12 protein-coding genes are annotated in these 12,161 nt (G+C 35.4%); 10 read left to right on the forward strand and 2 right to left on the reverse strand.

Features of this window, described 5'->3' with window-relative positions; genetic code table 11:
* Positions 1-82: 82 nt before the first annotated feature.
* Positions 83-583 carry an SRPBCC family protein gene (locus IPI15_RS12945; protein WP_287420578.1) on the forward strand — a complete coding sequence of 167 codons (501 nt, stop codon included), beginning with the start codon at positions 83-85 and terminating at the stop codon, positions 581-583.
* 418 nt (positions 584-1,001) lie between these two features.
* Positions 1,002-2,549 carry a GNAT family N-acetyltransferase gene (locus IPI15_RS12950; RefSeq protein ID WP_287420580.1) on the forward strand — a complete coding sequence of 516 codons (1,548 nt, stop codon included), beginning with the start codon at positions 1,002-1,004 and terminating at the stop codon, positions 2,547-2,549.
* 262 nt (positions 2,550-2,811) lie between these two features.
* Here IPI15_RS12950 and IPI15_RS12955 read toward each other — a convergent pair whose 3' ends face one another.
* On the reverse strand, positions 2,812-3,003 hold the full coding sequence (locus tag IPI15_RS12955; protein ID WP_287403483.1) for a cold-shock protein: 192 nt from the start codon (positions 3,001-3,003) through the stop codon (positions 2,812-2,814).
* Between the two features lie 169 nt (positions 3,004-3,172).
* On the opposite strand from IPI15_RS12955, the gene IPI15_RS12960 reads away from it, so the two are divergent.
* A complete protein-coding gene (locus IPI15_RS12960; RefSeq protein ID WP_287420582.1) occupies positions 3,173-3,787 on the forward strand; it encodes a class I SAM-dependent methyltransferase in 615 nt (204 codons plus the stop codon).
* 73 nt (positions 3,788-3,860) lie between these two features.
* Complete coding sequence (locus tag IPI15_RS12965; RefSeq protein ID WP_287420583.1) at positions 3,861-4,124, forward strand: ArsR/SmtB family transcription factor; 264 nt, start codon at positions 3,861-3,863, stop codon at positions 4,122-4,124.
* A 90-nt stretch (positions 4,125-4,214) separates the two neighbouring features.
* On the opposite strand, the gene IPI15_RS12970 is transcribed toward IPI15_RS12965, so the two are convergent.
* Positions 4,215-5,678: a hypothetical protein gene (locus IPI15_RS12970; RefSeq protein WP_287420585.1), complete on the reverse strand. Its 1,464-nt coding sequence runs from the start codon at positions 5,676-5,678 to the stop codon at positions 4,215-4,217.
* A 264-nt stretch (positions 5,679-5,942) separates the two neighbouring features.
* Here IPI15_RS12970 and IPI15_RS12975 point away from each other — a divergent pair, with 264 nt between their 5' ends.
* From IPI15_RS12975 to IPI15_RS13000, 6 genes are all read left to right on the forward strand, one after another.
* The gene (locus IPI15_RS12975) at positions 5,943-7,346 is read left to right on the forward strand and encodes a chloride channel protein (RefSeq protein ID WP_287420587.1); all 1,404 of its coding nucleotides are present in this window, start codon (positions 5,943-5,945) and stop codon (positions 7,344-7,346) included.
* A 176-nt stretch (positions 7,347-7,522) separates the two neighbouring features.
* On the forward strand, positions 7,523-8,053 hold the full coding sequence (locus IPI15_RS12980; RefSeq protein WP_287420588.1) for a GNAT family N-acetyltransferase: 531 nt from the start codon (positions 7,523-7,525) through the stop codon (positions 8,051-8,053).
* A 203-nt stretch (positions 8,054-8,256) separates the two neighbouring features.
* Entirely contained in the window at positions 8,257-9,312 is a 1,056-nt protein-coding gene (locus IPI15_RS12985) for a sugar phosphate isomerase/epimerase family protein (RefSeq protein ID WP_287420590.1), read from the forward strand.
* Positions 9,313-9,404: 92 nt separating this feature from the next.
* Positions 9,405-10,112, forward strand: a complete 708-nt coding sequence (locus IPI15_RS12990; protein WP_287420592.1) for a 3-keto-disaccharide hydrolase — start codon at positions 9,405-9,407, stop codon at positions 10,110-10,112.
* A gap of 290 nt (positions 10,113-10,402) precedes the next feature.
* On the forward strand, positions 10,403-10,525 hold the full coding sequence (locus IPI15_RS12995; RefSeq protein ID WP_287420593.1) for a hypothetical protein: 123 nt from the start codon (positions 10,403-10,405) through the stop codon (positions 10,523-10,525).
* 897 nt (positions 10,526-11,422) lie between these two features.
* Positions 11,423-11,983, forward strand: a complete 561-nt coding sequence (locus tag IPI15_RS13000; RefSeq protein WP_287403474.1) for a helix-turn-helix domain-containing protein — start codon at positions 11,423-11,425, stop codon at positions 11,981-11,983.
* Positions 11,984-12,161 lie beyond the last annotated feature (178 nt).

Raw genomic sequence — 12,161 nt, forward strand, 5'->3', positions numbered from 1 at the left:
TTCAAACTAAATTTGAAACTAATCTTCCTAATATTTATACATTAAGTAATTTTTTAAATTTACGATATCAAAAGCAAATAATTTGACATTCCAAATCTCCGTTTCAACTATCTACCATTGTTCCCTCGAACGAGCCTTTAAGACACCAATGCTTTGTGATGTCGCGAAAGTCCACACTGGTTATGGAATCATGCCTGCCGTCACCCATACTACAGATGATGAAAATTGGGGAAAAATCGGTTTTTCAAAAAAAGTATATGCGGCAAAGTCGCTGACTCAAAAAGGTGGTTGGGCATCGAATGATACTGTCCTGGAACGCATCGAAAATAAATATTGGAAGATCGAAGTGAGCAATTTTCAAGCCTGGATGCTCGGTTTTACAAAATTTACTGGAGAATGGCAGACTACTGAACTTGAACCCAATAAGATTCAAATCGATTACACTTACACAATGCATTCAGGAAATCCGCTTTTCTATCCGCTCAACTGGCTTTTTACAAACACCTTCTGGAAAACTTATATGAAACGAGTGTTGGAAAATGTGAGGAAAATGGCTGAAGGAAATGAACCTATTTATGAATAACCTAACCAAATCAGAGTAATGGGTAGACTTAGAAAATGAACGCTACTTGGTTGAATAATTTTGACATTTATTCTATCACACTTACATTTTAACTCCAATTATCAATGAGTAATGGATAATGAGTAATAGCGTTTTCAGAAAATACTTTATTCTACCTCTCTTTTCCCCTCCCCCCCCTCTCACCACAATCAACAATAATCGCCTCCAATCTTTGAACTCACGTTAGTGTTCTTTCCCTCTCACCCCCTCACCTTCTCACCTTCTCACCTCCTCACCTCCTCACCTCTTCTCACCTTCTCACTTAATATTTTGTACCTTTGCATCATCATTCAATCTAAATGTATGAGTTGTTGTAATTACTTGTAAAATTTGGAATCTCACTTTTTACGAGCGTAACTCAAAACAAATAAAATATATCATGGACAATAAAAATGATACTCATTCAATCGATAATATTGAACTTGTTTTTCTAAAAATGGAGGACTATGATGAGATTAGAGATGTGATGAAGGAAGTTTACTCTCACATGCCTAATGCTTATTGGAAAGAACATCACATCAAATCTCTCATAGAAAAATTCCCTGAAGGTCAGGTAGGCATTAAAATAGATAATCAGCTGGCAGCTTGTGCCTTATCAATTATAGTGGATTATTCCAAATATGATGATAAGCATACATACAGCGAGATCACTGGAGCATATTCATTTAATACTCATACTGCTCTTGGAGATAAACTTTATGGTATAGATGTCTTCGTGAGTCCTAAATTTCGTGGTTTGAGATTAGGTAGAAGACTGTATGATTACCGGAAAGAACTATGTGAAAAACTGAATCTGAAAGGAATAGTTTTCGGTGGACGTATTCCGAATTATCATCAATATTCCGCTACGATGACTCCACGCCAATACATTGATAATGTAAGAAACAAGGAAATCCACGATCCAGTTTTGGACTTTCAGATGTCAAATGATTTTCACCCGATGCGGGTTTTGAAAGGATATCTCGAAGGAGATAAAGAATCCAAAGAATATGCAGTTTTGCTGGAATGGGATAATGTTTATTATGAGAAAAAAACTAATTCCGCCAATATCAAGAAGACGGTAATCAGACTTGGTTTGATCCAGTGGCAAATGAGGCTTTATAAGAACTTTGAAGAATTAATGCAGCAGGCGGAATACTTTATTGACGCTGTGTCAGGCTACAGAGCAGATTTTGCATTATTCCCTGAGTTTTTTAATGCTCCTTTAATGTCTGAATATAATCACCTCTCAGAACCGGATGCTATACGTCAATTGGCTACTTACACAGAAGCTATAACTAAGCGATTCGCAGAGTTGGCTATTTCATACAACATAAACATCATAACAGGCAGCATGCCTGAAATCGTGAATAATAACTTGTATAATGCAGGATACCTATGCAAGAGGGATGGTGGAGTAGAACGTTATGAAAAATTACATGTCACACCTGATGAAGCCAAAGTATGGGGTATGCAGGGTGGACAATCGATTCAGACTTATGATACTGATTGTGGAAGGATTGGAATATTAATTTGTTATGATGTAGAATTTCCTGAATTGGGTAGGATTTTAGCGGAAGATGGTATTGATATTTTGTTTGTTCCTTTCTTAACAGATACTCAAAGTGGATATTCCAGAGTAAGAAATTGCGCGCAAGCCAGAGCAATAGAAAATGAATGTTATGTGGCTATTGCCGGCAGCGTCGGCAATCTTCCAAAGGTGCACAATATGGACATTCAATATGCTCAATCGATGGTATTCACCCCTTGTGACTTTTCATTCCCAACGAATGGTATCAAAGCTGAAGCAACACCAAATAGTGAAATGATCCTTATCGCTGATGTTGATTTAGATCTATTGAGAGAATTAAATCAGTTTGGAAGCGTCCGTAATTTGAAAGACCGTCGGACAGATATTTATTCGGTTAAAAGACTGAATAAGCAATGAGTTTACAAAGATTTAATATTCTTTAAGTGATTCAAGTAATTGAAGGCATTAGACCAAACAAGAAAAGCCAGTCTGAGTTACAATGAAATTTGCTCCCAAACACGGTAAAATCTATCTCGAAAATACTCTATGAAAAGATTTGAAGGACCAACAATTACAAATTTGAAGCTATTTTATAAAATACTCCAAAAAAAAAAATCAGTTTGGGAAGTTAAGTCAATCGACCAAAACAACCCAAACTGATACGGGCAAAATTAAAGGCTTACGCTAACTTTACATTGATTGCATTCATACCTTTTCTTCCCTTTTCAGTATCAAAAGTTACTGAATCTCCTTCTGCGACATCGTCAATAAGGCCTGAAACATGAACAAAGAATTCTTCTTTGGAACTACTATCTACGATAAAACCAAAGCCTTTCTCTGAATTGAAAAATTTTACAACTCCGCTGTACATTACTAATTAAATTAAATGATTTAGGCTATATTGCCCGTGCAAACATACGACAAATTATATTGTGTAGGTATTCTGAACTAAATTTGTGAAACAGAATTATACTTAAAATGCTAATTAAAGCTTAAGAACCACCAATATTCTTACTCAAACTCTAGTAATACTGCGATCTATGAGCATATCAAATAAATTACACTGGGAAAAAATCTATGAAACTAAAACACCCGATCAAGTAAGTTGGACACAAGTAATTCCAGAAATATCCCTTGAATTCATACATTCAATAGGTCTGAGCAAGAATGCAAGCATTATAGACATTGGTGGTGGTGACAGTAATTTTGTCGATTATTTATTGGACAAGGGTTTTATAAATATCACGATATTAGATATTTCTTCAACAGCTATAGAAAGAGCAAAAAAGAGGCTGGGAAGCCGAGCTGAAAAAATTAACTGGATCGTCAGCGACATTAATGAATATATACCACATTCAAATTTTGATCTCTGGCACGATCGAGCCGCCTTTCATTTCTTAACCAACGAGTTAGAAATAAAAAAATACCTTGATACTGTGAATAAATATGTCAATGGATATTTGATTTTAGGGACTTTCTCAGAAAACGGCCCACAGAAATGCAGTGGACTGGATATCAAGAATTATAGTACAGACCAATTATCCAAATGCTTCATCGAAGCATTTACATCAATTCAATGCAAAACTCATGATCATGTGACACCTTTCGGCACAACTCAAAATTTTTCTTTTTGCTGCTTTAAGCACATAGATTAATACACCAGGCATATTTATAAATTTATTGGTTAAAAAGTCTATAAATTATTTTATGAGGTCAAGTTGCTGTATTATGGAAATAAGAGGATATGCATTTCAGGCACTGGCGGACCCAAGTCGACGAGCAAATATTGCCTCGATTGCACTTCAGGCTATTACTCCAACAGCTATTTTAGTAAATATCAAATTATCAAGACAGACAATTTCAAGGCATTTGCAAATTATGATCGATAGCAAAATTTTAACTCAAGTACAAAATGGTCGTGAAATTTACAATAAATTACCCCCTATAAAAATGAAAGAATTAGAAGATTTCATAGAGCCATTTTGCAGTTGATGTGACGACCGATTTAATTTGATTAAATAAACAATGAAAAATTGAAAAAAAGAGATGGAAGTAACCTATAAAAATAAAAAAATTACCATCTCATTTGAATGCCTCAACTGATGCATGTTTTCCAGGGTCCATTGGCACCATCACAAAAGTTATTGGTTTGCCTTGACTGTCAAACTCCTTATTTACTGGGGCGGAAGATTTATCTACTGTTATCGAAGCATAAATTCCGGAAAATTTAGCTTTCCAAATAAAAGACTTCTTCCCTTTATTAGTCATTTCTGATTGATGATCACTTCTATGACTAAGATCCACAAATGTCTGTAAGATTGGCAAATCTAATATAGTCGCAGAGTTGCCACCATTGATCCTAGATAAAGTACTAATTGAATACTCTTCCGCATCAGGATCAATACCCATTGCGCCTTTAACAACACCTTCCAGTACACCAAACGAGACCTCCGGATACTCCCTTCTAGCTGTAGTTGAGTCTGAAAGTCGAAGAATAATATTTCTTGCCTCTGTCCAATTCCCATTAGTGTATAATAAATATGGCCAATATGACATATTTTCCACATTACTTTTTGATGTAATAATTTGTTCTACCGTATGATTTTTCCTTTTGATATCCTTAAGTGCATCAAACCAAAGTAAGTAAGTACCCGGCTCATCATTCCTAAACTTCCCATCATCACAATAATATGAGTAGTATTGAGAATTTTCATTGCTCCACCATTCCGTTTCCAAGGAATTCCTATACTGTTCCGCCTTTCTAGCATATATGTCGGCCTTCCCAGTTTGACCTTTTGTCTTTAAAATATCAGAATAAGTAATGAGACCACGGTATAATGCTGCGACAAGATCTGCTCCCATTTTCATACCAGGAATCCCTTCTGTATAAGATGGCAACCCACGGCAACTATGAAAATAATCCTTCTCATTATACGGAATCGGCACATTTACATGACTTGGCCTAAAGAACAATGAGTCTGCCGATAATACCCATTTATCAATGTAATCATCAACTGTTTTTTCTTGAAAATAGATAAAATTGGGCTCTTCAATATAAGACTTATTACCTGTCCATTGATACAATCGCCATGTTGCATAAAGAAGATCAAAATTAGCCGGTAAATTATACCAAAATTCTTTGTCGTTTCTGTAGTCTTCAGGAGCCGGTTTATTCCATTTATTTATTTCCCAATAAGAGCACCAATCTTTCGAGACTGAAATATTCTTGGCAAACAACGAGAATATATTCAAATTTTGTTCACTCCAACCCAAAATCTCGGCACCAATACATTGATGAGAAGCATCTCTCATGCAGAATGCAAATCTTGATGGGAGCGCTGCTTCATACCAAGGCCCTACATGATCATTTTCTTCCCCTTTGTAGCTCATTGCCATACCCTTGGCCCATTCAAAAGCGCCCTCTATTTCTTTGTCGGAAGAGGTAAAAAGTGCGGTATGGATTTGCCCATATGATAAGGAAATGGAAATCCAAGTACAAAGAAGCAAAAGAAGCATTCCTTTAAATCTGAACAAAATATACTTCATGTTTTATGTTTAAATCCCATACACCCAGAGGTAAATTAGAACCAATAATATAAAATTACTGCCATTTCAACCGCTTTATGTGTTAATAATTTAAGTGGATTAAAGACTTTTTTTTACCAGCTATTCCGTTGACACAATTCAAAAGCCATTTTAATAATAACATTCTACAACTTCTAAGAGAAATCTTATTATGGGGCCCGGCCGTTTAACATTCTCTTTAACAAGCAAATCCAATCCTTTTGTTATTATACATTATCTTTGCACATGAATTTATTATACAAAGTAAGGCTATTCTTAAAATCCAAGTTCGATTTAATAACAAACAAAAGGCTCAAGAAAAATCTACTTAACGCCTTGCCTTTTTGGATTGGTGCATTTATATCCGGCTCTATCGCAGTCCTTTACGCAAAATTATTTTCATGGGCAGAATACGGAACGCATCTGATTTTCGAAAACATAAGTTGGGCTTTATTTATAATTACTCCTATCTGTTTTGTATTGGCATGGTGGATCGTTCAGAGATATGCACCATATGCAAGGGGAAGCGGTATTCCTCAAGTAACCGCAGCAATAGAATTATCCAATCCAATTAACTCTTACAGAGTAAATGTGCTACTCAGCCTTAAAGTCATCTTCATCAAGATACTTTCCAGCCTAATTATGGTTTTTGGAGGAGGTGTCATTGGGAGAGAAGGTCCTACTATCCAAATCTCTGCAACAATTTTCAAAAAAATCAATGACTTTCTACCCGCATGGTATCCAAAGATTTCGAAGAGAAATATGATTGTTACAGGAGCTGCCGCAGGTCTTGCAGCCGCCTTTAATACACCTTTAGGTGGTATAGTTTTTGCTATCGAGGAACTTACCAAAATTCATTTTAGTTTTTTTAAATCTGCTTTATTAACTGGCGTGATTATCGCTGGACTCACCGCACTAAATTTCTTAGGACCTTATCTGTATTTAGGCTATCCTGACCTAAGCAATATTTCTTCTTGGATCATCCTATTGATTCTCCCCATTGCAATTATAACAGGTGTAGCTGGAACCGGCATGGGCAGCGCTGTTTTATATATATCAAAAAAGAAAAATGTACTTAAAACCAATTTTCATAAAATTCTGTATGTTTCGATTTGTGGTCTAATAATTGCTTCACTCGCCTCCTTTTTAGATAAATATACACTTGGTTCCGGTAAAGAAATAATGGTAAATACACTTTTTACTGATGACAAACATGTATCATGGTACTTGCCAATTTTAAGAATTTTAGGTCCTATAATTTCTTTTTCTACTGGTGCAGCCGGTGGTATATTCGCACCTTCACTCAGTGCAGGAGCAAGCATAGGTGCTGTTTTTGCAGAATTTTTTAATGTAACAAGCACCGAAACAAATCTGCTAATCCTATGTGGAATGACCGGCTTTTTGACCAGTATCACACGAAGTCCATTCACGTCTTCCATCTTGGTCCTTGAAATGACCAGCAGCCATAACGTGATTTTTTACATTATGTTGACAGCATTAATTTCCAATTTAATCGCTTCCTCATCAAGCAGGCATTCCTTTTACGATCACTTAAAAGATCAATATATCAACGAGATTCATAGAACTGGAATACGAAAATCTACGGTGCAGGCAGAAAAAAATGGTTCTATCCCAGATAATAATCCTTAGATTCTCAATTATCAGAATTCTCGCACCTTCGCTTCAATCTATGGACAAACTTCTGATTTCTAGCTTTAAGTTGAGCGATATCAATTGATTAATATAAATTTAATTGCACCGAAGTTTCAAAAAATATCTTGTAGTTTGATATTTTCTTATAATTTTAAATATTATAACAATATTAAATGCTGAGAACCAAAAGATTAATTTTAGATAAACCAACTGAATCCGATTTCAATAGATTCTATGAGATACAATCAGATCCTCAGACTAATTTATTTAATCCGGCCGGCCCGATGGACCTTGCGAAAGCAAAAAAAGTATTTGAGGAAATAATAAATCAATGGAAGGATCCAGGTTATAGTGCATGGATTATCAGGGAGATAGGTAATCCGGATCAAGTCATGGGAGTTGGCGGACTTTCTGATAGATCTTATGGTGAAGAAGTTAAGTTAAATCTTGGGTATAGATTTGATGCAAAATCCTGGGGAAAAGGATATGCTACTGAATTATCATTTGCGGCAATAGAATTTGGATTTGATCAGCTTAATACAGAAGAAATATTTGCCATTGTAAGGCCAGGTCACTTAGCATCAATTAAAGTATTGGAAAAGTGCGAAATGGTCCTTTTTGATAAACTTAATGATGTGGAAGGTCAAGCTGAAAGTCTAGTTTATAAGATTACTAAACCAGATTATTTGGCTAAGTTGAGATAGATTTCAACCAACTCTTCACATAGAATAGAATCAGTAATTACGCATTAGGTTTCTCTACTTTTATCTTAACCGAACTATCAGTAGTAGCTATCAATAAGTATGAAGTTCATAATTTTTCCAGTCAATTATTCATTTTCAATTACCAATTCTTTCCTATCTTCATTTATTATTATAATTTATAATTTACCATTCATCATTTGCATATGCGTACCATTAAAGGTCCCGGAATTTTCCTTGCTCAATTCATGAGTGATGCGCCACCGTTCAATGATTTGAGATCCATTTGTCAATGGTCAGAATCATTAGGTTTTAAAGCGGTACAGATTCCAACATGGGATATTCGTTTAATTGATCTTGAAAAAGCTGCCAAAAGCAAAGATTATGCCGATGAAATCAAAGAAATTGTTGGCGAATTCAATTTGGAAATCTCTGAACTTTCAACCCATCTTCAAGGTCAACTCGTGGCGGTTCATCCTGCTTATGATGCTTTATTCGAAGGATTTGCTCCGACAGAATTAAAAAATAAACCTATAGAAAGACAAGCGTGGGCCGTCCAACAATTGAAATATGCAGCCAAAGCTTCTCAGAATTTAGGTCTGAATGCTGTACCTACTTTTAGTGGATCTCTTCTTTGGCATACCTTCCACCCCTGGCCGCAAAGGCCTGCAGGGTTAGTAGAAGAAGGATTTAAGGAATTGGGTAAACGATGGAAACCGATTCTGGACTATTATGAGGACCATGGTATAGATGTTTGTTATGAGATCCATCCGGGTGAAGACCTATTTGATGGCATCACCTATGAGATGTTTCTCAAAGAAGTTAATGATCATCCAAGAGCTTGCTTATTATATGACCCTTCACACTTTGTACTTCAGCAATTGGATTATATTCAGTACATAGATTTCTATCACGAAAGAATAAAGGCATTTCATGTGAAGGATGCAGAATTTAATCCAACAGGAAAGCAAGGCACTTTCGGAGGCTATCAAAGTTGGCTAAACAGGGCAGGAAGATACAGATCACCGGGTGATGGCCAGGTAGATTTCAAAACGATCTTCAGCAAACTAACACAATACGATTTTGCCGGGTGGGCGATTATGGAATGGGAGTGTTGCATCAAACATCCGGAAGTAGGCGCGAAAGAAGGCGCTGAATTTATTAAAAATCACATAATTCCTGTCACTGACAAGGCATTCGACGACTTTGCTTCTTCGGGTACTGACGAAAAAATGAATAGAAAAATCCTTGGCTTAGATTAACTCTACCCGAGCCGCGGTGACTTTCCCCCTCTCTCAGAGGGGGCTAGGGGGAGTCTTTTTCAAACAAACTATAATTAAAAAAACCAGATAACATGCATAACAAACTAACTATCCTCTTCTCCACCCTCTTACTCATCACATTAATAAGTTGCTCTATGCAAGAAAATGAAAAAGGCTGGACTAAACTTTTTGACGGTAAGACTACCGCAGGCTGGCATAAATATGGAGGTGGCGCTGTTGGCTCTGCCTGGAAAGTCAAAGATGGTGAGTTATATTTGGATACTTTGGCTAAAGCAGATTGGAAGATCAAGGAAGGTGGTGACATAGTAACTGATAAGGAGTATGAAAACTTTCATTTAAAATATGACTGGAAGATCTCAAAAAATGGCAATAGTGGCGTCATGTTTTATGTTCAAGATGACTCTGTGAAATATAAGGCTTCATATGAAACAGGTCCTGAAATGCAAGTATTGGACAATGACGGCCATCCCGATGGTAAGATATTCAAACATCATGCCGGTGACTTATACGACCTGATCCCTTGCTCCACAAAGACAGTTAAACCTGTTGGCGAATGGAATCATGCCGAGATCATCTGTGATCATGGTTCGCTTACTTTCAAACTCAATGGCACAGCTGTAGTTCAAACTACTATGTGGGACGATGCCTGGATAGAATTGATCGCCAATAGTAAATTCAAGCAATGGCCAGGTTTTGGGGCATTCAAGAAAGGTCACATTTGTATTCAGGACCATGGAAATATGGTATGGTATAAGGAAGTGATGGTGAAGGAATTGTAAATCACAAAATACTAAATAATCAATGGAGTTCAATTCCAAGAGACATTTAAACCAAGACTTGAAATAAGTAACGGGAAACTATATACAGAATGCCAATAACTTGGTTAGAAAAATTATTCTATTTGCTGCTCCTAACTGAAAAACTAAGTGGGGCGACATCCTCATTAATATAGAATTAATTGGCCAAATCTATTTCAAAATGGAATATGTTTTTTTTAAGGGTCACACTATTTATATAAATCATAATTAATTTAACTTTAAGCTGTGAGGGTGCTTCAAATCACACTATCATGAATGAAAATGAAATTAAATTAGCGTTAATTGGAATTGAAAAAGCATTACCACAAAACCAATTGGTCCGGTTTTTAGAATCATCTAAATTAAAAACGTCAAAATTAAAGCTTATGATTTAATTGAAAACTTGCTTTTTAAAGAAATGGGTTAAGGGGAATTCCAAGAACCCCAAATCGCTTTGATTTGCAATAGACATTATAATGAGAACTTGTCAGATAAATAAAGTAGATTCTATATAATAGAAAGACAAAGTCTTGATTGGATTAAAATCAGTTGAGACTTTATTTGACCAGGTGCAATTCTTTTCACAAACATAAACTTAATAAGTAGAAGTTATCTTGCATGAATAATGTTAGGTTCAAATTAAATCAACTTAGATTAACACTTGATAAGACTTTTATATATAAAAAATGCCTTTATTTATGATTATAATCTGTAAATCTCTAAAAATCTCAATTAGGTCCATGTCAGGAAGGGGTCTAAGACACAATCCTAAAAATGCGCAGAGGACAGGCGCTCAGCAAATTAAATGTTTTGAGAATGCACGAATAATGTTCTGTTTGAATTTTATAAACATCTCTTCGCGTCCTTTTCGGCTTCTACTCTTTAGTCTGTAACCTTGCTCCGTCAAATCCTGTGAACCCAAAACAACAATAACAATCAAATACCAAAAATTAAAAGAAGATTATTAGTATGAACCAAAAAACAGTGAACTTCCAACCTATCCTATTAAACCTCCACCAATTCCAGACCAAAGTTCTTTATGAACCCTATAACCAATTGCAAACTATTTTATAACGCCCTGCCTCACTTTCAGACAAATTCCTATGACTTCAATAATATTATATTAAAAAACCGGTCATTATTTCCCAACTAAATACACTTAGTTTTACTTTCCAGACTTTATCCAAATGAGTCTAATTACAATATGGAGGTTTTAAAAACCTAAATATTCCTTTAGTGCCTTCTCTTCTTATTTTTTTTTGTGTAAACATTATTCTTAAAATAACCATTAAATGAAGCTGTACATCAAGTACATGGTGAGCCTGAGATGCAAGATGATGGTGAAGGAAGAACTTCACAAGCTAGGTCTGAAATATGTCTGTGTAGAACTTGGTGTAGTTGAAGTGCTGGAAGACATTACTGAAAGCCAAAGAGCGGAACTAGGTAAGAATCTATTGATGTCGGGACTTGAACTTTTAGATGACAACCGAAGTATTCTAAATGAGAAGATAATTAACGCCATCACAGAGATGATCCATTATTCTGACGAAGTTCCAAAAGTAAATTATTCAGAATATATAAGTGAAAAGCTCAACTACAATTACACCTATCTTTCTAACTTATTTATGGAGGTAAAAGGAATCACCATTCAGCAATTTATCATCCTTAACAAAATAGACAGGGTTAAAGAGTTATTATTATATAATGAGCTGAGTTTAACAGAAATTTCGTATAAATTAAATTACAGCAGCGTCGCCCATCTTTCAAATCAATTCAAAAAAGTTACCGGCCTTTCTCCCAGCTTTTTCAAGCAACTAAAACAAAAACGCAACGGAAATTTAGAAGATATTTAAATTCTTTATTTGTTCGTTTGGCAATATATACTATTGCATTTTATGATTTTTGCCAATTTATCGAAATTTTAAATAATTTCGTCTATCATTATTGTATCTCAAAAGCGATTCACAGTAACATTCTTATTATCAATAAGATATACGAATTAACCACATCTGTTAATTGTGTAACTAATAA

The sequence above is a fragment of the Candidatus Brachybacter algidus genome (assembly GCF_016707225.1).
GTDB classification, from domain to species: Bacteria; Bacteroidota; Bacteroidia; order Chitinophagales; family Saprospiraceae; genus Parvibacillus; species Parvibacillus algidus.